Source organism: Streptomyces dengpaensis (genome assembly GCF_002946835.1).
GTDB lineage: Bacteria > Actinomycetota > Actinomycetes > Streptomycetales > Streptomycetaceae > Streptomyces > Streptomyces dengpaensis.
In genome coordinates this window covers 1,382,686-1,403,156 of record NZ_CP026652.1, presented here as the reverse complement: position 1 = coordinate 1,403,156, position 20,471 = coordinate 1,382,686, and the positions used below count along the sequence as shown (strand labels likewise).

Annotated in this window: 19 protein-coding genes and 1 pseudogene; 12 read left to right on the top strand and 8 right to left on the bottom strand. The window is 72.0% G+C overall.

Annotated features, from left to right (window positions below):
* Positions 1-337 precede the first annotated feature (337 nt).
* Positions 338-2,185, top strand: a complete 1,848-nt coding sequence (locus C4B68_RS06375) for a transketolase (protein WP_099498439.1) — start codon at positions 338-340, stop codon at positions 2,183-2,185.
* Between the two features lie 74 nt (positions 2,186-2,259).
* On the opposite strand, the gene C4B68_RS06370 is transcribed toward C4B68_RS06375, so the two are convergent.
* Positions 2,260-3,081, bottom strand: a complete 822-nt coding sequence (locus tag C4B68_RS06370; RefSeq protein WP_099498438.1) for a class I SAM-dependent methyltransferase — start codon at positions 3,079-3,081, stop codon at positions 2,260-2,262.
* Between the two features lie 241 nt (positions 3,082-3,322).
* Here C4B68_RS06370 and C4B68_RS06365 point away from each other — a divergent pair, with 241 nt between their 5' ends.
* From C4B68_RS06365 to C4B68_RS06355, 3 genes are all read left to right on the top strand, one after another.
* Entirely contained in the window at positions 3,323-4,942 is a 1,620-nt protein-coding gene (locus tag C4B68_RS06365) for an ATP-binding cassette domain-containing protein (RefSeq protein WP_099498437.1), read from the top strand.
* 201 nt (positions 4,943-5,143) lie between these two features.
* A complete protein-coding gene (locus tag C4B68_RS06360) occupies positions 5,144-5,386 on the top strand; it encodes a DUF6158 family protein (RefSeq protein WP_099498436.1) in 243 nt (80 codons plus the stop codon).
* Complete coding sequence (locus C4B68_RS06355; RefSeq protein ID WP_099498979.1) at positions 5,383-5,961, top strand: TIGR03086 family metal-binding protein; 579 nt, start codon at positions 5,383-5,385, stop codon at positions 5,959-5,961. Before C4B68_RS06360 ends, C4B68_RS06355 begins: the two co-directional genes overlap by 4 nt.
* A 38-nt stretch (positions 5,962-5,999) precedes the next feature.
* On the opposite strand, the gene C4B68_RS06350 is transcribed toward C4B68_RS06355, so the two are convergent.
* Positions 6,000-6,542, bottom strand: a complete 543-nt coding sequence (locus tag C4B68_RS06350) for a type 1 glutamine amidotransferase domain-containing protein (RefSeq protein WP_099498435.1) — start codon at positions 6,540-6,542, stop codon at positions 6,000-6,002.
* 90 nt (positions 6,543-6,632) lie between these two features.
* Positions 6,633-7,010, bottom strand: coding sequence for a DUF2795 domain-containing protein (locus tag C4B68_RS06345; protein WP_099498434.1), 378 nt, complete (start codon positions 7,008-7,010; stop codon positions 6,633-6,635).
* 270 nt (positions 7,011-7,280) lie between these two features.
* Between C4B68_RS06345 and C4B68_RS06340 the strand changes: the two genes are divergently transcribed.
* The 4 genes from C4B68_RS06340 to C4B68_RS06325 all read left to right on the top strand — a co-directional run bounded on the left by C4B68_RS06340 (position 7,281) and on the right by C4B68_RS06325 (position 11,806).
* Positions 7,281-8,081: an RNA polymerase sigma factor SigF gene (locus tag C4B68_RS06340; protein WP_099498433.1), complete on the top strand. Its 801-nt coding sequence runs from the start codon at positions 7,281-7,283 to the stop codon at positions 8,079-8,081.
* Positions 8,082-8,231: 150 nt separating this feature from the next.
* On the top strand, positions 8,232-9,206 hold the full coding sequence (locus tag C4B68_RS06335) for a hypothetical protein (protein ID WP_099498432.1): 975 nt from the start codon (positions 8,232-8,234) through the stop codon (positions 9,204-9,206).
* Positions 9,207-9,446: 240 nt separating this feature from the next.
* On the top strand, positions 9,447-10,697 hold the full coding sequence (locus C4B68_RS06330) for an aminotransferase class I/II-fold pyridoxal phosphate-dependent enzyme (RefSeq protein WP_099498431.1): 1,251 nt from the start codon (positions 9,447-9,449) through the stop codon (positions 10,695-10,697).
* Positions 10,694-11,806, top strand: coding sequence for an MBL fold metallo-hydrolase (locus tag C4B68_RS06325; protein ID WP_099498430.1), 1,113 nt, complete (start codon positions 10,694-10,696; stop codon positions 11,804-11,806). Before C4B68_RS06330 ends, C4B68_RS06325 begins: the two co-directional genes overlap by 4 nt.
* 4 nt (positions 11,807-11,810) lie before the next feature.
* On the opposite strand, the gene C4B68_RS06320 is transcribed toward C4B68_RS06325, so the two are convergent.
* Genes C4B68_RS06320 through C4B68_RS06310 form a run of 3 tightly spaced genes read right to left on the bottom strand, consistent with a single transcriptional unit; the run spans position 11,811 to position 13,755 of the window.
* On the bottom strand, positions 11,811-12,437 hold the full coding sequence (locus tag C4B68_RS06320; protein WP_099498429.1) for a DedA family protein: 627 nt from the start codon (positions 12,435-12,437) through the stop codon (positions 11,811-11,813).
* Positions 12,437-12,985 (bottom strand): hypothetical protein, encoded by a 549-nt coding sequence (locus C4B68_RS06315; protein WP_104879963.1) that lies wholly within the window; start codon positions 12,983-12,985, stop codon positions 12,437-12,439. Before C4B68_RS06315 ends, C4B68_RS06320 begins: the two co-directional genes overlap by 1 nt.
* Positions 12,982-13,755: an MBL fold metallo-hydrolase gene (locus C4B68_RS06310; protein ID WP_099498428.1), complete on the bottom strand. Its 774-nt coding sequence runs from the start codon at positions 13,753-13,755 to the stop codon at positions 12,982-12,984. Before C4B68_RS06310 ends, C4B68_RS06315 begins: the two co-directional genes overlap by 4 nt.
* A gap of 140 nt (positions 13,756-13,895) precedes the next feature.
* On the opposite strand from C4B68_RS06310, the gene C4B68_RS06305 reads away from it, so the two are divergent.
* The 4 genes from C4B68_RS06305 to dnaK all read left to right on the top strand — a co-directional run bounded on the left by C4B68_RS06305 (position 13,896) and on the right by dnaK (position 19,215).
* Positions 13,896-14,339 carry a hypothetical protein gene (locus C4B68_RS06305; protein ID WP_099498978.1) on the top strand — a complete coding sequence of 148 codons (444 nt, stop codon included), beginning with the start codon at positions 13,896-13,898 and terminating at the stop codon, positions 14,337-14,339.
* Between the two features lie 76 nt (positions 14,340-14,415).
* Complete coding sequence (locus tag C4B68_RS06300) at positions 14,416-16,509, top strand: alkaline phosphatase family protein (protein WP_180289131.1); 2,094 nt, start codon at positions 14,416-14,418, stop codon at positions 16,507-16,509.
* A gap of 258 nt (positions 16,510-16,767) precedes the next feature.
* Entirely contained in the window at positions 16,768-17,193 is a 426-nt protein-coding gene (locus C4B68_RS06295) for an OsmC family protein (protein WP_099498976.1), read from the top strand.
* A 150-nt stretch (positions 17,194-17,343) separates the two neighbouring features.
* Positions 17,344-19,215: a molecular chaperone DnaK gene (gene dnaK / locus C4B68_RS06290; RefSeq protein ID WP_099498427.1), complete on the top strand. Its 1,872-nt coding sequence runs from the start codon at positions 17,344-17,346 to the stop codon at positions 19,213-19,215.
* 8 nt (positions 19,216-19,223) lie between these two features.
* On the opposite strand, the pseudogene C4B68_RS06285 reads toward dnaK, so the two are convergent.
* Positions 19,224-19,466, bottom strand: a pseudogene (locus C4B68_RS06285) (SAM-dependent methyltransferase); the annotation flags it as partial.
* Positions 19,467-19,507: 41 nt separating this feature from the next.
* Positions 19,508-20,374: a helix-turn-helix domain-containing protein gene (locus C4B68_RS06280; RefSeq protein WP_099498425.1), complete on the bottom strand. Its 867-nt coding sequence runs from the start codon at positions 20,372-20,374 to the stop codon at positions 19,508-19,510.
* Positions 20,375-20,471: the final 97 nt, after the last annotated feature.

Genomic DNA, 20,471 nt, shown 5'->3' with positions numbered 1-20,471 from the left:
GACGGGGACGAAACCGAGCTCGGCCCAGCGACCGGGAGAGGAGACGCCGTCTGGACCGAGAGCCGCGCGGACCGGGTTACCCCGGATGGTCGCGCGAAACATCGGAGGCGCCGCGGGTTTGGGTGCCCTGACCGGGGGGACGCGGAAAGCCCCGCCCGAGCGACAGCGCCGGAGGCGAGACGAACGTGAGCCGACATCACTCTGCTGAAGCTGACCGGCTACCTTCTGTAACCACTCCCGGAATCCGGACCCTTTCCGAGATCCGAACCACTTCCGGAATCCGAACCACTTCCGGAATCCGACCGTGCGCGCACGCGGGCCGCCCGGAAGGAGAGTCATGAAAATCCGTCAACTGACTGATCTTGCACAGCAGTTGCGTGTCGACAGTGTTCGGGCGGCCGCCGCGGCGGGGTCCGGGCACCCCACGTCCTCGATGTCGGCCGCGGATCTGATGGCGGTGCTGCTGGCCCACCATCTGCGCTACGACTTCGAACGGCCGCAGCACGCCGGAAACGACCGTTTCGTGCTCTCCAAGGGGCACGCCTCACCGTTGCTGTACGCCGCGTACAAGGCGGCGGGGGCGATCAGCGAGACCGAACTGCTCACCTTCCGCAAGCTGGGCAGCCGCCTCGAAGGGCATCCGACGCCCCGGCGGCTGCCGTGGGTCGAGACGGCCACCGGCTCCCTCGGTCAGGGGCTGGGCGTCGGGGTCGGCATCGCGCTGGCCGGGAAGCGGCTGGACCATACGGGATACCGCGTCTGGGTGCTGTGCGGAGACAGCGAGCTCGCCGAGGGCTCCGTGTGGGAGGCCGCCGAACACGCCGGATACGAGCATCTCGACAACCTCATCGCGATCGTCGACGTCAACCGGCTCGGGCAGCGCGGGCCGACGCGGCACGGACACGACCTGGACGCCTACGCGCGCCGGTTCCAGGCCTTCGGATGGCACACCATCGAGATCGACGGACACGACGTCGAGGCCATCGACCGCGCGTACGCCGAGGCCGAGTCCCTCGCCGGACAGCCGACCGCGATTCTCGCCCGCACCCTCAAGGGCAAGGGCGTCGCCTCGGTCCAGGACCGCGAGGGCCTGCACGGCAAACCGCTGCCGGACGCCGAGGAGGCGATCGCGGAACTCGGCGGCGTACACGACCGGCGTGTGGAGGTCCAGCAGCCGCCCGCCGCTCGGATGGTGCACGCCATACGGTCGGGCCACCTCGAGCTGCCCCGCTACGACGTCGGCGACAAGGTCGCCACCCGTGACGCGTACGGACAGGCGCTCGCCGCGCTCGGCACCGCCCGCGGTGACGTCGTCGCCCTGGACGGCGAGGTGAGCGACTCGACGCGCTCCGAGTTCTTCGCCAAGGAACACCCCGACCGCTTCTTCGAGTGCTACATCGCCGAGCAGCAACTGGCCGCGACCGCGGTCGGAATGGCCGCGCGCGGCTGGTTGCCGTACGCGTCGACGTTCGCCGCCTTCCTCACCCGCGCCCACGATTTCGTCCGCATGGCCGCGATCAGCGGCGCCGGCATCAACCTCGTCGGCTCGCACGCGGGTGTCTCGATCGGCCAGGACGGGCCGTCCCAGATGGGCCTGGAGGACCTGGCGATGTTCCGTACGGTGTACGACTCGACCGTGCTGTACCCGTGCGACGCCAACCAGGCGGCGAAGCTCGTCGCCGCGATGGCGGGTCTGGAGGGCATCCGCTATCTGCGCACCTCGCGCGGGGCCACCCCCGTCATCTACAGCCCCACCGAGGAGTTCCCGGTCGGCGGCAGCAAGGTGCTGCGCGCCTCCGGCGAGGACCGGCTGACCATCGTCGCGGCGGGCGTCACCGTCCACGAGGCGCTGGCCGCCGCCGAGTCGCTCGAACGCGAGGGCATCCCGGTCCGGGTCATCGACCTCTACTCGGTGAAACCCGTGGACCGCGCCACCCTGCGCGAGGCCGCCGAACACACCGGCTGCCTCCTCAGCGTCGAGGACCACCGCGAGGAGGGCGGCCTCGGTGACGCGATCCTCGACGCGTTCGTCGACGGCCGCCCCGTACCGCGCCTGGTGCGCCTCGCCGTGCGGACGATGCCGGGCTCGGCGACGCCCGCCGAGCAACTGCATGCCGCGGGTATCGACGCCGAGTCGATCGCCGCGGCGGCGCGGCTGCTGGTGGAGACGGCCATCGTGCCCTGACCGATCATCGTCGCGTCGTGATCGATCACCATCGCGTGCTGACCGATCAGACGTCCTTGCGGTAAAGGATCTCTTCAGGCGTCCTTGCGGCAGAGGATCTCTCCGTGCAGGACGCTGAACCAGCCGTCCTCCTGTCGCCCCCACTCCCGCCAGGCGTCCGACACGGCCCGCAGCTGCTCCGCCGTCGCGTGGCCGCCCTCCGTGGCGCGTTCCGCGTACGCCGGGGCCAGCGTGCGGTCGGCCCACAGGCCGCTCCACCACGCGCGCTCGTCCTCGGTGGCGAAGGTCCAGGTGCTCGACGTGGCCGTGATGTTCCGGATGCCGGACGCCAGCGCCCACGTCTTGAGACGGCGCCCTGCGTCCGGCTCACCGCCGTTGGCGCGGGCCACCCGCAGATACAGGTCCTGCCAGTCGTCCAGGCCCCGCGACCGCGGGTACCACGCCATGGCCGAGTAGTCCGCATCGCGGACCGCGATGAACCCGCCGGGCTTGGTCACCCGGCGCATCTCGCGCAGCGCCTGCACCGGGTCGCCCACGTGCTGCAGTACCTGGTGGGCGTGGACCACGCAGAAGGCGTCGTCCGGGTACTCCAGTGCGTGGATGTCCGCGACGGCGAACTCGACGTTGTCCAGGCCGCGTTCGGCCGCCACGGTCCGTGCCTGGTCCAGGATGGCCGGCGCGCGGTCGACGCCTGTGACCTGCCCGTCGGGGACCAGTTCCGCCAGGTCGGCGGTGATGGTGCCCGGGCCGCAGCCGATGTCCAGGATCTTCATGTGGGGCTTCAGCGAGCCGAGCAGGTAGGCCGCCGAGTTGGCGGCGGTGCGCCAGGTGTGCGAGCGCAGCACGGACTCGTGGTGGCCGTGCGTGTAGACGGCGGTCTCCTGCGACTTCGGCATGGCCGGTCCCCTTGTCGTCGGTTACGCGCTCACGGTACGCCGACATGTCGAATGTTGAGACCTAAGTCTCGCTATGTGGACGCAGCGGTGGGTTTTTCGCCCCCTCCGCCCCTACCCTCCCCGACTCTCGGCTTCGCTCGAGCGGGGGAGGGTAGGGGCGGAGGGGGCGAGACCCCGCAAGGCCGGGCCCGCCGGATACGCGTTTGCCCCGTGACCCCGGGCTCGCGGAGAATGCCGCCTCATGGGACACCTCGAAGCCGCGCATTTGGAGTACTACCTTCCCGACGGGAGGGCGCTGCTCGGCGACGTGTCGTTTCGGGTGGGGGAAGGCGCCGTGGTGGCCCTGGTGGGGCCCAACGGGGCCGGGAAGACCACGCTGCTCCGGCTGATCTCGGGAGAGCTGAAGCCGCACGGCGGAACCGTCACCGTAGGCGGCGGCCTGGGCGTGATGCGGCAGTTCGTGGGATCCGTACGGGACGAGACGACCGTACGAGAGCTGCTGGTGTCCGTGGCTCCGCCCCGGATCCAGGAGGCCGCGAGGGCCGTGGACGCGGCCGAGCACGCGATCATGACGGTCGACGACGAGGCCGCGCAGCTGCGCTACGCGCAGGCCCTGTCCGACTGGGCCGAGGTGCGCGGATACGAGTCCGAGACGCTCTGGGACATGTGCACGATGGCCGCGCTCGGTGTCCCGTACGAGAAGGCGCAGTGGCGGTTGGTGCGCACGCTCTCCGGAGGAGAGCAGAAGCGGCTCGTGCTGGAAGCCCTGCTGCGCGGCACCGACGAGGTGCTGCTGCTCGACGAGCCGGACAACTACCTCGACGTACCGGGAAAGCGCTGGCTGGAGGAGCGGCTCAAGGAGACCCGCAAGACCGTCCTCTTCGTGTCGCACGACCGCGAGCTCCTCGCCCGCGCCGCCGAGAAGATCGTCAGTGTCGAGCCCAGTCCGACCGGCGCGGACGCCTGGGTGCACGGCGGCGGGTTCGAGACGTATCACGAGGCGCGGCGGGAGCGGTTCGCGCGCTTCGAGGAACTGCGGCGGCGCTGGGACGAGAAGCACGCCCAGCTGAAGAAGCTCGTGCTGAGTCTGCGTCAGGCGGCGTCCATCAGCCATGAGTTGGCGTCCCGTTATCAGGCCGCGCAGACCCGGCTGCGGAAGTTCGAGGAGGCCGGACCGCCTCCGGAGCCGCCGCGCGAGCAGGACATCAGGATGCGGCTCAAGGGCGGCCGTACCGGCGTAAGGGCCGTCACCTGCAAGGGACTTGAGCTCACCGGCCTGATGAAACCCTTCGACCTGGAGATCTTCTACGGCGAACGGGTCGCCGTCCTCGGCTCCAACGGCTCCGGCAAGTCGCACTTCCTGCGGCTGCTCGCCGGCGACGACGTGGTGCACACGGGCGAGTGGAAGCTCGGCGCCCGCGTCGTCCCCGGACACTTCGCTCAGACGCACGCCCACCCGGAACTGCAGGGCCGCACCCTGCTCGACATCCTGTGGACCGAGCACTCCCAGGACCGCGGGGCCGCGATGTCCCGGCTGCGCCGCTACGAGCTGACCGCCCAGGCCGAGCAGCGCTTCGAAAGGCTCTCCGGCGGCCAGCAGGCCCGCTTCCAGATCCTCCTGCTGGAGCTGGAGGGCTCCACGGCCCTGCTCCTGGACGAGCCGACGGACAACCTCGACCTGGAGTCCGCGGAGGCCCTCCAGGAGGGCCTGGAGGCGTACGAGGGCACGGTCCTCGCGGTCACCCACGACCGCTGGTTCGCCCGCTCCTTCGACCGCTATCTGGTCCTCGGCTCCGACGGCCGGGTACGCGAGACCCAGGAGCCGGTGTGGGACGAGCGCCGCGTGGAGCGGGCCCGCTAGGCGCTGCCGTATCACTCCGGGCACTTCCCGGCGCCTAAGGAGGCCCGCGGCCTCCGGCGTTCGCAGAGCCCGGGGCCTCGGATGTTCGTAGAGTGGGGGGAGACAGGTGAGATCCATGGCTCCCTCCCGGACCTCGCTCGGGGCACTGCTCGCGGGCGGGTACGCGGACCGCACCGAGGACACGACGAGCGGGGTACCACCATGAACGGAGTCGACCCGGGCCGGCTGGACGACCAGCAGCTCATGAAAGAGCTGGAAACCATCCACCGCACGCGCCACGACACGCTGCTGCACGGTTCGAACGACGCGCTGCGGACCCACAACCATCGCATGGCCCAGCTGGAGGGCGAGTACCTGCGCCGTCACCCGCGCCGTCCTGTCACCGCCGCCCGTACCCGTGAAGGGGCCCGGGAGCGGTGCTGCGCCGAGACGCCGCCGGCATGACCGACACGAACCCGCTGCTCACCCGGCACACGGAGGCCCTCGCCCTGTTCGGGGACCGCGTCCACACGGTCCGGGACGACCAGTGGAACGCCCCCACGCCCTGCACCGACTGGACGGTGCGTGATCTCGTCAGCCATCTCGTCTCAGAACAGCTGTGGGTCCCCGCGATGGTCCGGGACGGCGCCACCGTCGAGGAGATCGGCGATGCCTTCGACGGCGACGTGCTGGGCTCCGATCCGGCCGCTGCCTGGGACAGGTCGGCGGACGCCGCCCATGCCGCCTTCGCCGAGCCGGACGCGCTCGACCGCGTCGTCCGTCTCTCGTACGCCGACACCACGGCCGCCTTCTACTGCTCCCAGATGGTGGCCGACCTGACGGTGCACACCTGGGACCTGTCCCATGCGATCGGCGCCGACGAGCGGCTGCCGGACGACCTCCTGCGCTTCACGGTGCGCGAGGTCACGCCGTACGCCGCCGACCTCGCCAAGACCGGGCTCTTCGCCGCGCCGGTCGAGCCGCCGCCCGGCGCCGACGTACAGACCAAGCTCCTGTGCCTGATGGGGCGTACGCCCTAGGCGCGGTCGCCGCCCCTTGCCGTGTGCCCTCGCCCCCGTCACGCCGCCTGTCGCGCGAAGGCCGCCAGGAACGCGTCGCAGAACGCCTTGAGATCGGCCGGCCTGCGGCTGGTGACCAGCGTGTTGGGCCCCTGCTCACAGACGTGCACCCGCTCGTCGACCCAGGTGCCGCCCGCGTTGCGGACGTCCGTGCGCAGACTCGGCCAGGAGGTGAGGGTCCGGCCCCGGACCACGTCGGCCTCGACGAGCGTCCAGGGGGCATGACAGATCGCGGCGACCGGACGGCCCCGCTCGACGGTGTCGCGTACGAAGGACACGGCCCGCGCGTCCAGCCGCAGGGCGTCCGGGTTGGCCAGACCGCCCGGCAGCACGAGCCCGTCGAAGGCCTCGGCCGACACCTCGGCGACGACCTCGTCCACCGGGAACGTGTCCGCCCTGTCGAGATGGCGGAACGCCTGGATCCGCCCCGGCTTCGTGGACACCAGGACGGGCTCGCCGCCCGCGTTCTTCACCGCCTGCCAGGGCTCGGTGAGTTCGATCTGCTCGACGCCCACCGGCGCCATCAGGAACGCGATACGCATGGCTGCTCCCTTCCCTGACCGTCGATGCGCGTCGAGGCGGCCGTTCCCGGCCGGCGGTGCGGCTGGAGCCGGGCGCCCGTGCCCGCCGGCTCACCGCGCGCGTACGACCGCTTCGGCCAGCTGGTGCGCCGTGGTGTAGCGCGCCTCGTGCGGCAGGCGCTCCAGGGCTTCGACGAAGACGTCCGGCGCGTGCCTGTCCCGCAGGACGCCGATCAGCTCGCGGGGCCCCGCGGGGAACGACGTACGGCCCAGAAGCCGCGCCAGTTCGAGCCGCACCGTCTCGACGGAGGCGGCCGAGCGGCCCGGCGCCACGGGTCCGCCCGCGACCTCCGGGTCGTCCTCGGCGGTCGGCTCCGGGTCGTGCCACTCCTCGGTCCGGGTGGGATGCCCGGACGTGAGCAGACTTCGTAGTTCCTGCTTCATCTCGTCGTCCCGGTGGGCGCTCATCCGGGCGCTTCCTCGCTCCATGACTCCCTCCAGATGCTCGGGGTGGTGTCGTGTACCCGTGAATCCGCCGTCGACACGTCGCTCCGCGGCCGCGCCCACGTCCGCCCCGCCCTCGCGGTCGCCCTTGTTTGCCCCGTATGCCCTTGGGCAGGCGCACTCCCAGTGCTTCGGACAGGAGGCACCTCCGTCGGGAGCGGTGAACCGCGCCACGGGTGTACCCGTCCGGCGCTCGGGTGCGCTCCCACGGTGACCGTCCAACCCAAGGCACCTTCAAGGGAGTTGCGACGCACCATGCGAACTCAAGCGAGCGCGAAGCATCATCGGCACGACGACGCCCCCGACACCGGGGAGGCATTCCGCAGGCTCGCCACGCTCCCCCCGGGACGGCAGCGCGACGCACTCCGTGGGGAGATCGTCGAGGCCTGGCTGCCGATGGCCGAACGGCTCGCGGGGCGGTTCCGCAGCCGCGGCGAGAGTTACGAGGATCTGCGCCAGGTCGCTGCGCTCGGCCTGGTCAAGGCCGTCGACCGCTACGACCCCGGGCTCGGCAGCGCCTTCGAGAGCTACGCCGTGCCGACCGTCACCGGAGAGATCAAGCGCCACTTCCGTGACCACATGTGGAGCCTGCACGTACCGCGCCGGGTCCAGGACTTACGCAACCGGGTGCGGTTCGCCAGCCAGGACCTGGCGCGGACGCAGACCGTGTCCGGCCGGGGGCCCACCGTCGCCGAGATCGCCGAGCACGCCCGGATGAGCGAGGCGGAGGTCCTCACCGGCCTGGAGGCCATGGAGAGCTACACCGCGCTCTCCATGGACGCCGAACTCCCGGGCGCCGAGGACGGCTACTCGCTGGGCGACACCCTCGGCTCGCCCGACCCGGCCCTCGACACCGTCATCGACCGCGAGGCCGTCAAACCCCGCCTGCGGGCCCTGCCCGAGCGTGAACGCGCCATCCTCTACATGCGCTTCTTCGGCGACATGACGCAGAGCCGCATCGCCGACGAGCTCGGCATCTCCCAGATGCACGTCTCCCGCCTGATCAGCCGCTGCTGCGACCGGCTGCGTGACCAGGTGATGCGCGACGCGGCCTGACACCCGTCCGGGGTCACCCGCTCGGGCGTCTGTGTCGCGCGAATGGTGCCCGGCCGCGCGCGCCGCGCCGCCGGGCGGGCTGTGATGGGCCCCGAGGGGTACGACGGCCGTGCCCCTCGGGAAAGCCGCCCCGCCGAAGGAGCCCAGTCGATGCGCCTCACCGCCCGTGCCCTGTCCGTCACCGCCCTGGCCGGTGCCGCCCTGGGTGCCGCCGCGTCGGCCGCGTTCGCGGATCCGGCCGTGGAGGTCAGCCCGGGATCCGTCGAGCCCGGTGGCACCGTCACCATCTCCGTCACCTGCGACGAGGTCGACGGAACTCCGCCCGAGTACATCGACGCCACCTCGGAGGGCTTCGAGGCGGGCAAGGTCCAGCTGCGCCGCGTGCCCGACACCGGGGTGGCGGACACGGCCGTGCCGGACACGGGCGTGCAGGGCACTGACGTGCAGGGCACTGACGTGCCGGACGTGGGCGTGCCGGACACGGGCGTGCCGGACACCGAGGGGAGCGCCGCGGCGGGCGCGAGCGTGGCGGGCACCGCCTACAGCGGTACGGCCCGGATCCCGCCCGGCGAGACCGTCGACGACGGCGGCACCGCGGCGGACGCCGGATCCGAGTGGGGGGTCGACGGCGCGTGCCCCGTGGAGCCGGGCGGCACGCCGAAACAGTGGACCGCCTCGTACACCGTGGCCCCTCGCGCCACGGTCGCAGGCGGCACCGTGCAGAACCCCCCGACCGGCGAGCGCGAGGATGACCTCTCGACTGGTGAGCGCGAGGACGACCTCTCGACTGGTGAGCGTGAGGATGACCTCTCGACTGGCGAGCGTGAGGATGACCTCTCGACTGGCGAGCGTGAGGATGACCTCTCGACTGGTGAGCGCGACGACGACCTCTCGACCGACGAGCGCGAGGAGGACTCCTCGTCCGATGAACGTGGGGAGGACTCCTCGTACGGCGAGCGCGAGGACGAAGACCCCGCGACCGTCCAGCGCGGCGTGGATGCCGGTGAGGGCGGTGCCTTCACCGGGTCCGTCCCGGCGCTGATCGCGGGGAGCGTACTGATGGCGGGCGCGGTGGGCGCCGCCGCCCACCGGCTGTGGCGCAAGGCCGGGTCAACGGACGCTTGACGCCGGGACGGGCGTCACCCGACCGGGTGACCATGCGAGGGCGCGACCCTGGGTACGGAGACGCCGAGGACGTGAGCGGAACCGTACGAGGGGCCGCACGAATGACCTACGAACGGAACGGGCAGGGCCAGGGGAAGCAGACAGCGTACGGAGGCGGGAGCACCGGAGCAGGGCACGCACCGACCACGGGGCAACGCACCGGCGACACGGCACGGCACCACGGACTGCGCGGAGGCACCTATGCGGCGTACGGATCCGGAAGGGCACGGCCCCGTCCGTTACGGCCCGCCCCTCCCCGATCAGGGCCTGCCCGTGTCGCCGGAGCTCCGCTCCGTGCTGGCCGCCGCCGCGGACCGCGCCGCCGCCGAGCCCTTCGGCGGCGGCCCCGCGGTCCTCGACGCGGCCTGCGCCTACTGGAGCCGGCGCGGACTGCCCGCCGCACCCCACCGGGTGGCCGCCGCGCCCGGTGCCCCCGCGCTGCTCCTCGCGCTGACCGGCGCAATGGGCGGCGACGTCATCGTGCCGCGCCCGTGCGCGGCCTGGTGGGCGCCGCAGGCACGCCTGTTGGGGCGATCCGCGTTCCATGTGGCGACGCCCGCGGAGTGCGGTGGCGTCCCGGATCCGTACGCCCTCCTGGAGACCGTCCGCAGAGTCCGTGCCGAAGGAGGTGAACCGCGCCTGCTCGTGCTCTCCGTGGCCGACGACCCCACCGCCACCGTCGCGCCGCCCGAGGTCGTCCACGAGGCCGTGGAGGCCGCGGTGGGCGAGGGACTGCACGTCGTCAGCGACGAGACCTGGCGCGACACCCTGCACCAGCCGCACGACACGGTGCTGCTCAGCCCCGCCGAGATGCTCCCCGACGAGGTCACCGTCCTCAGCGACCTCGCGGGCGCCTTCCTGCCGCAGGGCTGGCCGGCCGCCGTCGCCCGCTTCCCGGACAACGACTTCGGGGTCCAACTGCGCGCCCGTGTCCTGGACGTGCTCACCGTGCTGGACGCGCGGGTCGCCGGGCCGGTCGCCGCGGCGGCCGCGTACGCGCTCGGCGAGCCCGCCGAGCTCACCCGGTGGCTCACGGCGTCCGTCGGGCTGCACGCGCGCGTGGCCGCCGCCGCGCACCACGCCGTGGTCGACGCGGGCGCCGTCGCGCGGCCCCCGCAGGCCGGGAGACATCTTTACGTGGACCTCGGACCGCTGCGTGACGGGCTCGACGCGCACGGAGTGGGCGACGCCCAGGACTTGGAGGACTTCCTCACCGCCCGGCTCGGGATGCCCGCGCCGGGCGGACACCGGTTCGGCGACGAACTCGCGGCGCTCCGGGTGCGCCTGGGCACCGGGCCGCTGCTCGGTGCCACGGACGAGGAGCGGGCGGCGGAATGCCTCGCCTCGCCCTCGCCGTTGGAACTGCCACATGTGCAACGCGCGTTGGCCCTCTTGGGGTCGGCCTTCGACGATCTCCGCGACGACGCTCAGCGATGGGAGCCTCCTCGATGACGCAGCAGTCCGAGTCGACCACGAGCACGAGCACGACCAACACGACAACCACGAGCACGCGGGACGGTGACGATCCGGCGTCCTCGTCGCCCCCGGCGGCGGCCGGGCACCTGTCTGCTCTCACGCCTCTCGCTCCTCTCACGCCTCTCGCCGAGCCCCGTCCGCTCGGCGAGAAGCGTGTCTGGCCGCGGTCCTTCGTGGACCGGCTGACCGCGCCGCTGCCCGGGCTGCGGGCCTTCGCCAGGTTCGCGCGCGAGGGCGCGTTGCGGCCCGGGGCCGAGGGGCTCGCCGACATCCCGCTGGTGCCGTTCGACCCGGGGCCGCTGCCCCGGGTTGACGCCCGCACGGTCGCCATCTCCTGGGCGGGGCACTCCAGTTGGGTGATCCGGATCGGCGGGCTCACCGTCCTGACCGACCCCATCTGGTCCCGTAAGATCCTCGGTACCCCGACCCGGATCACACCGGTCGGCGTGGCCTGGAGCGCGCTGCCGCGCGTCGACGCGGTCGTCATCAGCCACAACCACTACGACCACCTGGACGCGCCGACCCTGCGCCTGCTCCCGCGCGGCACACCGGTGTTCGTACCGGCCGGTCTCGGCCGCTGGTTCAGGCGCCGCCGGTTCACCCTCGTCACCGAGCTGGACTGGTGGGAGGCGGCCGAACTGAGCGCTGTCCGCTTCGACTTCGTCCCCGCCCACCACTGGTCCAAGCGCAGGCTCACCGACACCTGCCGCACGCTGTGGGGCGGCTGGGTCCTGACGGCGTCCGACGGACAGCGCGTGTACTTCGCGGGCGACACGGGGTACGGCCACTGGTTCGCCCGCATAGGCCGCCGCTACCCCGGCATCGACCTCGCCCTCCTCCCCATCGGCGCGTACGACCCCCGCTGGTGGCTCAGCGACGTCCACTGCGACCCGGAGGAGGCGGTCCGGGCCGCCGTCGACCTCGGCGCCCATCGCCTGGTGCCCATGCACTGGGGCACGTTCGTCCTCTCAGCCGAGCCCGTCCTGGAACCGCTGACCCGGGTGCGGGCGGCCTGGGAGGAGGCGGGGCTGGCCCGGGAGGACCTGTGGGATCTGCCGGTGGGGGGTTCGCGGGTGCTGGGCTGAGGAGCTACGCGGCCGTCCTCCGGACCCTCCGCCACACGCTCGGGGCCACGCTGATCGCCAGCGTCAGGACGACCGCCGCGACCACTCCCTCCCACGGCTTGCTGAAGAGCGATCCGCCGAGTATGCCGATCAGTTGGTACGTGACCGCCCAGGCGAGGCAGGCCGGGACGTCACCGCGGGCGAAGGTGTGCAGGGGCATCTTCGCCAGCAGGCAGGCGAGCATGACCGGGATGCGGCCGGCCGGGACGAGGCGGGAGAGGACGAGCACGGCGATGCCGTGGTCGCTCAGCTTCTCCTGGGCCCGGGCGAGCCGGTCCTCGGGGGCGCGGTCGCGGAGGGTCTCCAGCCAGCGCGAGCCGTTCCTGGACCGCATACCGCGCCGGCCGAGCCAGTACAGCGCGACGTCTCCCAGGAACGCCGCGAGCGCCGCCACCACGAAGACCAGCAGCAGCGCGAACGGCGCCGTCTGGTGAAACGCGACCACGGCCGCCGAACTCACCAGCGCCCCTGTCGGCACCACCGGCACCAGCGCGCCGATCAACACCAGCAGAAACAGCGACGGATACCCGATCGCCTGCTGCGTGGACTCCGGCGGCACGGTCGTGGCCGGGGCGGCCAGGAAGAGAGACATCACCGGGCACCCTCCGCCCGCGCGCTTCGGCCGCGCGCGGGGCACCGTATGACGCCGTCCGCGACTGCGCCGGGCGGAACCCGTGGCGTGCCGACGACCGCGCCACGGCTGCCCCGCCGTTGCGCCGCGGCCTTCGCCGCCGCGGCGGCCGGGACGGTCAGCGCACGGTTTCCGGCGAGCGGGTGTGGCGCGGACTGGATGTCGTCCGTGTGGTGTCTGGCGAGCGGGTGTGGCGCGGACTGGATGTCGTCCGTGTGGTGTCTGGCGAGCGGGTGTGGCGCGGACTGGATGTCGTCCGTGTGGTGTCTGGCGAGCGGGTGCGGCGCGGACTGGATGTCGTCCGTGTGGTGTCTGGCGAGCGGGTGCGGCGCCGACTGGATGCTGTCCGTGCGGTGTCCGGCGATCCGCTGTGCCGCCCACCGGATGCCCTCCGCACGGTTTCCAGCGAGTCGGTGCGCCGCCCACCGGATGCCCTCCGCACGGTTTCCAGCGAGTCGGTGCGCCGCCCACCGCGTGCCCTCCGCGCGCTCCTCGCGCCGGATCGTCACCGGGCGACCTCCGGTCGTACGCTCTCCCCGTGTTCGAGGCGGTGCACCGCGACCTGGGGTGTCCGTTCGGCGGCGAGGCGGACGAACTCCTCGCCCGGGGCGTGGAATTCGTGGGGGCGCACGGCGTCCAGGCCGATCGGCCAGTACGTGCCGTAGTGCACCGGCACGGCGCTGCGGGGCATCAACTGGGCGAGTGCCTCGACCGCGCGCCCCGCGTCGAGGTGGCCCTCTCCGAGATACGGCCCCCATCCGCCCACCGGCAGCAGGGCTACGTCGACGGGGCCGACCTCCTCGGCCATCGACGCGAACAGCCCGGTGTCCCCGGCGAAGTACGTTCGCGCCTCGCCCTCGACGACGTACCCGACGGCGGGGGCGCGGTGCGGACCGACGGGCAGTCGTCGCCCGTCGTGCCGCGCCGACACGGTGCGTACGACCAGGTCACCGACCTGGGTACGGTCGCCCGGCATCACCTCGGTGAGCCGCAGGTGGTCCAGCCCGCGCAGCCCGGGCACCGCGCGCCGCGCGCCCCTCGGCACGATCAGCCGGGTGCCCGGGGCGAGCTGTGCCAGCGAGGGCAGATGCAGATGGTCGGCGTGCAGATGCGAGACGAGCGCCACGTCGGCGACGGCCGCCGCGGGCGGGGGCGGCGCCCCGCGCCTGCGCCTGAGGTGCGCGAGCCGGCGCGCGAAGAGGGGGTCGGTGAGCACGCGTGTTCCGGAGTCCGCCAGCGTGCAGGTGGCGTGCCCCCACCAGGTGATCTCCGCCGGCACCTCATTGCCTCCTTCGCGCGACTCCCCCCGAGCCTACGGGCAGGAGTAGGGTCGGCGGGGAACCCGGAGGTGAGGGGGACGCCATGGGAGACGCGCGCGGTGCCTCCGGCAGGCACGCCCTCAAGTGCTCGCTCGACGGGCTGGAACAGCTCGAACGGCTCGAACGGCTTGACCAGGGCGGCCCGTCGCTCCGCGTCACGACGATCGCCAGTCTGACGCCCCTGGAGGAGCTCGACGCGGATCCCTTCCTCGTCGACTCCCGCAGCCAGCACGCCATGTGCGCCCGCTGGGCCGCCGAGCGCGGCTACGTGATCACGCGCGAACTCCTCGTACGGGGTCTGCGCCCCGACCACCGCACCCTGTGGGCCGACGTCGAGGCGGGCCTCGTCGATCTCTTCGTGGCGCCCAGCCGCCGTGTGCTGGAGCGTGCCCTCGCCTCCGTCGACGAGTTCACCGCCGAGTGCGTGCGCCGCGGCGTACGGGTCGAGACGGTCGGCACGGCCGAACCGTCGTACGACGCGCAGATGAAGGCCCGGGTCCACCGCCGTCTGTCGATGCCGACGGCCGGATACGACGGCCGCTGAAGCGCGCCCGCCCGTTGTGCCAGGGTGGAAGCAGGCCTCGCGGCTCGTGCGGGCCGGGACGTGAGGTGGACTGGGCGTGGGTGGAGGACGTTGGCGGCGGATCCTCAGCGGAGTATGGCGGAGCATCACGGTGTGGGCCGTGTCGACGGTCACGATGCTCGTCCTCGCCGGTGCGCTGCCCGATTTCCAGTTGCAGTCGGATGACGGGGACAGCGCCACGCAGATCGCGACCACCGCGGCGGCCGGCGCGGGCGTCTTCGGTCTGCTCTCGTCGCTGGTGTGGCCCCTGCTCGTCAGGGCGCTGCTGCTCGTGCCCGCCCTCGTGCTCGGGCTGCTGGTCTTCTTCCTCAACGGGTCCTTGCTGCTGGTCGCCCTGCGGATCAGTCCCTCCGGGCAGGGTGAGGTCGCCCCCGAGACCGCCGTGGTCGTCGCCGCCGCGATGTCCGCCGTCGCCTCGGCCACCGGCGGTGCCCTCGCGGTACGGGACGACGACGCGTACCGGCGCAGGCTGTACCGGCTCGCCGACCGCCGTCGCAGGCGTGCCGACGGACGGGCGGGGCCCTCGACCCCCGGCGCCGTCTTCCTCCAGCTCGACGGCGTGGGCCACGACGTCCTGGAACGGGCCGTCGGCCAGGGGCTCATGCCGACCGTGGCGCAGTGGCTGGGAGGCCGCCGCCCCACTCACCGGCTCATCCCCTGGCGCACCGACTGGTCCAGCCAGACCGGCGCCAGCCAGCTGGGCATCCTGCACGGCAGCAACCACGACGTCCCGGCCTTCCGGTGGTACGAGAAGGACAGCCGCGAGGTCATGGTCTGCAACCGGCCCACCAGCGCCGCCGAACTCCAGCGCCGGGCCGTCGAGCACACCGGCGACGGAGGACTGCTCGCCGTCGACGGCGCGAGCCGCGGCAACCTCTTCAGCGGCGGCGCCGGCCAGCTCGCCCTCGTCCTGTCCGTGGCCGCGCGGCGGGGAAGGGAGAACCGTTCGCGGGCGGGCTACTTCGCGTACTTCTCCGACCCCGCCAACGCCGTTCGTACGGCCATGTCCTTCGTCGCCGACGTCCTGCGGGAGATCGGCCAGTCCATGCGGGCCCGGATCGAGCAACGGCGCCCGCGCGTGAGGCGGGGCGGGCTGTACCCCTTCGTCCGCGCCTTCGCGACCGTCGTCGAGCGGGACGTCGTCGTCGCCGCGGTGATCGGCGACATGCTCGCCGGGCGCAACGCGGTCTACGCGGACCTGGTGGCGTACGACGAAGTGGCACACCACTCAGGGCCGCACAGCCGGGACGCCGAGAAGGTCCTGCAGCGCCTCGACCGGTCGCTCGCGCTGATCGCGAAGGTCGCCGAGCACGCGCCGCGGCCGTACCGGATCGTGCTGTTGTCCGACCACGGCCAGAGCCCCGGCGAGACGTTCCTGACCCGTTACGGACTCACGCTCGGCAATCTGGTCCGCGCGGGCTGCGGGCTGCCCGTGCCGCGCAAGGCACAGAGCACGCACAGCGGTGCCGAGGCGCGGGCCGCCGTACGGGCCGCGCTGCGCAGGCCGGTCGAGGAGGGCGGCGAGCAGCACCGCCCCTCGCGGCGCCGCTCCGAGCCCATCGTGCTGGCCTCCGGCAACCTGGGCCTGGTCTCCTTCCCCGACGTACCGCACCGGATGAGCCGGGAGGAGATCGACCGCCGCCATCCCGCGCTGCTCTCCACCCTCGCCAACCACCCGGGCGTCGGCTTCGTACTCGTCCGCAGCAAGGAGCACGGCGGCGTGGTGCTCGGCGCGCACGGCAAGGAGGTGCCGGTGGACGAACTCGACGACGAACTTCTCGGGCCGCTCGCCGACTTCGGCCCGGGCGCCGCGGACGCCGTACGACGTACGCACGCCTTCCCGCACACCGCCGACATCATGGTCAACTCCTGGTACGACCCCGGCGAGGGCGAAGTCCTCGCCTTCGAGGAGCAGATCGGCTCGCACGGCGGACTCGGCGGGGCCCAGGGCCGGCCCTTCCTGCTCTCGCCGATGGCGCTCTCCGCGCCGGTCGAGGACGAAGCCGAACTCGTCGGCGCGGAGCAGGTGCACCGCGTACTGCGACGGTGGCTGCGCGAGTGCAACGGTCCCCAAGTGCCGCTGATGGACCGCCCGGACGAATCAGACGAGCCGGATGAGCGTGCCGCCTGAGGGTTCGCCGAGCGTGCCGTCCGACGGGGCTCCGACGGGTTCAGCGGGGCCAACCCGCACCGCCGGTATGTGTGCTCTGCCGGGCGCGCGGCTCCCGTTCAGCGCGCGCGGTGCCGTCTTCCGGGCGCGGTGTGCCGCCCTTCCGGGACACCGCGCCCCTTTCGAGTAGACCGCGTCCTTTCCGGGTGCGCCGGGCGCAGGTGTGATCGGATGGTGGATACGGACCCCGAAAACGGGACCTCAGCGAAGGGATTCATCGTGGCAACCACGCGCACCGCACACACCGTGTGGGAAGGCAACCTGCTCGAGGGCAACGGCGTCGTCACCTTCGACTCCTCCGGCATCGGCCAGCAGCCGGTGACGTGGGCGTCGCGGGCCCAGGACGCGAACGGCAAGACCAGCCCGGAGGAGCTGATCGCCGCCGCCCACTCCAGCTGCTTCTCCATGGCGCTGTCGCACGCCCTCGCGGGCGCCGGCACCCCGCCGAGCAAGCTCGTCACCAACGCCGACGTCATGTTCCAGCCCGGTGAGGGCATCACCGGCATCCACCTCACCGTCGAGGGCACCGTGCCGGGCCTCGACAACGACGGCTTCGTCTCCGCGGCCGAGGATGCCAAGAAGAACTGCCCGGTCAGCCAGGCGCTGACCGGCACGACGATCACCCTGTCGGCCAAGCTCGCCTGACGCGCGTACGCCCCTCGATGCCGCGCCCCGCGCCAGGCGACCGGGGCGCGGCTTCGCCGTTTTCGGGATACGTGGAGTGACAGCATTGACAACAGCCCACTCAAGTTTTGTGCTGGAGGTGGGCAAGGGTCCTGGCGGAAGGGGACGGAGATGGCACGTGCGGTCGGTATCGATCTCGGTACCACGAACTCGGTGGTGGCTGTCCTGGAGGGCGGTGAGCCCACCGTCGTCGCGAACGCGGAGGGCGCGCGCACCACACCGTCCGTGGTGGCCTTCGCCAAGCACGGCGAGGTACTCGTCGGCGAGGTCGCCAAGCGGCAGGCGGTGACGAACGTGGACCGCACCGCGCGCTCGGTCAAGCGTCACATGGGCGACGCGGACTGGCGCTTCCCGGACCAGGGCACCATCGACGGCACCCGTTACCGCGCGCAGGAGCTGTCGGCGCGCGTGCTGCAGAAGCTGAAGCGGGACGCCGAGGCCTACCTCGGCGAGGACGTCACGGACGCCGTGATCACCGTGCCCGCCTACTTCGACGACGCCCAGCGCCAGGCCACCAAGGAGGCGGGCGAGATCGCGGGCCTCAAGGTCCTGCGCATCATCAACGAGCCGACGGCCGCCGCCCTCGCGTACGGGCTCGACCGCGGTGAGGAGCAGACCGTCCTGGTCTTCGACCTGGGCGGCGGCACTTTCGACGTCTCGCTCCTGGAGATCGGCGACGGCGTCATCGAGGTCAAGGCGACCAACGGCGACACGCATCTCGGCGGCGACGACTGGGACCAGCGGATCGTCGAACACCTCGTCCAGCGCTTCAAGGCCTCGTACGGCATCGACCTCGGCCACGACAAGATGGCGCTGCAACGGCTGCGCGAGGGCGCCGAGAAGGCCAAGATCGAGCTGTCCAGCTCCTCCGAGACCACCATCAACCTGCCCTACATCACCGCCACCGCCGAGGGCCCGCTGCACCTCGACGAGAAGCTGACGCGCGCTCAGTTCCAGGAGCTGACCGCCGACTTGCTCGACCGCTGCAAGACCCCCTTCCATAAGGCGGTCAAGGACGCGGGCATCAAGCTGTCCGCGGTCGACCACGTCATCCTGGTCGGCGGCTCCACCCGGATGCCCGCCGTCACCGACCTCGTGAAGGAACTCACCGGCAAGGAGCCGCACAAGGGCGTCAACCCGGACGAGGTCGTGGCGGTCGGGGCCGTCCTGCAGGCCGGCGTCATCCGGGGCGACGTGAAGGACGTGCTGCTCCTCGATGTCACCCCGCTGTCCCTCGGCATCGAGACCAAGGGCGGCATCATGACCAAGCTCATCGAGCGCAACACCACGATTCCGACGCGCCGTTCGGAGATCTTCACCACGGCCGCCGACAACCAGCCGTCGGTCGGCATCCAGGTCTACCAGGGCGAACGCGAGATCGCCGCGTACAACAAGAAGCTGGGCGTCTTCGACCTCACCGGGCTGCCGCCGGCGCCGCGCGGGGTGCCGCAGATCGAGGTCGCCTTCGACATCGACGCCAACGGGATCATGCATGTCTCGGCGAAGGACCTCGCCACCGGGCGCGAGCAGAAGATGACCGTCACGGGCGGCTCCGCGCTCCCCAAGGACGACATCGACCGCATGATGCGGGACGCCGAGCAGTACGCGGAGGAGGACCGCAAACGCCGCGAGGCCGCCGAGACCCGCAACCAGGCCGAGCAACTCGTCTACCAGACCGAGAAGTTCGTCCGCGAGAACGACGAGCGCATCCCCTCCGAGACGAAGACGGAGGTAGAGTCCGCCGCCGCCGACGTGAAACGGCTGCTGGAGGACTCCGCCACCGACACGGCCGCCCTGCGCGCCGGCATCGAGAAGCTGGCCACCGTCAGCCAGAAGATGGGGCAGGCGATGTACACGCAGGCCCAGCAGACGCCCCAGGACGAACCGGCCACCGAGCACACCACGGCCGAGGAGGAGGGCGTGGTGGACGCCGAGATCGTGGACGAGGACAAGGACAAGCGCACGAAGGGCGGCGCCGCGTAAAAGTCGGGTCAGGGCTTGCGCGCGACCCCCGCGTACACGGGGACGGGCCCCTCCGCCTGGGCGGCCAGGTCCTCCGCTTCCGGGCGCCATGCGAAGACGGAGACCACACCGGGTTCGAACAGCTCCAGCCCGTCGAAGAAGCGGGAGAACTCGGCGTGGGTGCGCGGGGGGAAGGGGGTGCCGCTCCGGCGGACGAGCCGGCGGGCTTTCTCGACGCCCTCGGGGCTGATGTCCTGCGTGACCTGGGACGGCACCATTCGGTCTTCGGGTGGTGCCTCATGCGGACGGTGTCTCAGAAGTTCTCGCGGAACTCCTGGAGGAGCGTCTTGGTGCGCTGGGCGGTGGCCGCGTGGGCCGTCATGAGGTCGAGGACCTCCAGGTGCAGGCCCACCTCGGCGCGCGAGTCGAGGTACAGGGCACCGGTCACGTACTCGCTGTAGACGATGTCCGGCAGCTCCGGCTCCGCGAAGCGGAACAGCGCGAAGGACGTGTACGTCCCCGGATGCGGGCCCTTCGCGAACTCGGCGACCTGGAGCGTGATGTGATCGCTGTCCGCCGCTTCGAGGAGCCGGTCGATCTGGTTCCGCATGACGGAGGAGTCGATGCTCACGGGCCGGCGCAGCACCGTCTCGTCCATGATCACCCAGAGGTGGGGCGGGTTCTCGCGGGTGAGCAGCTTCTTCTGCCGGTTCATGCGCAGCGCCACATGCCGCTCGATGGTCTCGGGGCCCGTCTGCCCGACCGTCCCGGCCTCCAGTACCGCCCGTGCGTAGTCCTCGGTCTGGAGCAGTCCGGGCATGAAGTGCGGCTCGTACGAGCGGATCATGTGAGCGGCGCCCTCCAGGCTGACGTGCATGCTGAACCAGTCCGGCAGCACGTCGTGGAACCGCTGCCACCAGCCGGGCCGGTTCGCCTCCTCGGCCAGCGAGACGAAGGCGGCCACCTCGGCGTCGGGCACGCCGTACGTCGTCAACAGCACCTGCACGTAAGGGATCTTGAGGGCGACCTCGGCCGCCTCCATCCGCCGCACGGTCGCCGGGGCGACCCGCAGCACGCGGGCCGCCTCCTCCCGCTTCAGACCCGCGGCCTCCCGCAACTCCTGCAGCCGCCGCCCCAGTACCACCTGCCCCACGGTGGGCGCAGCCCGCCGCTCACTCACGCCACGCCTCCCCAAGCGCCGAAGTACCCGAGCAGTGTGTCATGTCCGCCCGGTTTTGGGACTGACGGTTGATCAAGAGTTCTGTGAATGCAGGTAC

Excerpts from the sequence above, each read along its gene's own strand:
- C4B68_RS06375 (WP_099498439.1), top strand. The coding sequence starts at position 338 with ATGAAAATCCGTCAACTGACTGATCTTGCACAGCAGTTGCGTGTCGAC.
- C4B68_RS06370 (WP_099498438.1), bottom strand. The coding sequence starts at position 3,081 with ATGCCGAAGTCGCAGGAGACCGCCGTCTACACGCACGGCCACCACGAG.
- C4B68_RS06365 (WP_099498437.1), top strand. The coding sequence starts at position 3,323 with ATGGGACACCTCGAAGCCGCGCATTTGGAGTACTACCTTCCCGACGGG.
- C4B68_RS06360 (WP_099498436.1), top strand. The coding sequence starts at position 5,144 with ATGAACGGAGTCGACCCGGGCCGGCTGGACGACCAGCAGCTCATGAAA.
- C4B68_RS06355 (WP_099498979.1), top strand. The coding sequence starts at position 5,383 with ATGACCGACACGAACCCGCTGCTCACCCGGCACACGGAGGCCCTCGCC.
- C4B68_RS06350 (WP_099498435.1), bottom strand. The coding sequence starts at position 6,542 with ATGCGTATCGCGTTCCTGATGGCGCCGGTGGGCGTCGAGCAGATCGAA.
- C4B68_RS06345 (WP_099498434.1), bottom strand. The coding sequence starts at position 7,010 with ATGGAGCGAGGAAGCGCCCGGATGAGCGCCCACCGGGACGACGAGATG.
- C4B68_RS06340 (WP_099498433.1), top strand. The coding sequence starts at position 7,281 with ATGCGAACTCAAGCGAGCGCGAAGCATCATCGGCACGACGACGCCCCC.
- C4B68_RS06335 (WP_099498432.1), top strand. The coding sequence starts at position 8,232 with ATGCGCCTCACCGCCCGTGCCCTGTCCGTCACCGCCCTGGCCGGTGCC.
- C4B68_RS06330 (WP_099498431.1), top strand. The coding sequence starts at position 9,447 with ATGCGGCGTACGGATCCGGAAGGGCACGGCCCCGTCCGTTACGGCCCG.
- C4B68_RS06325 (WP_099498430.1), top strand. The coding sequence starts at position 10,694 with ATGACGCAGCAGTCCGAGTCGACCACGAGCACGAGCACGACCAACACG.
- C4B68_RS06320 (WP_099498429.1), bottom strand. The coding sequence starts at position 12,437 with ATGTCTCTCTTCCTGGCCGCCCCGGCCACGACCGTGCCGCCGGAGTCC.
- dnaK (WP_099498427.1), top strand. The coding sequence starts at position 17,344 with ATGGCACGTGCGGTCGGTATCGATCTCGGTACCACGAACTCGGTGGTG.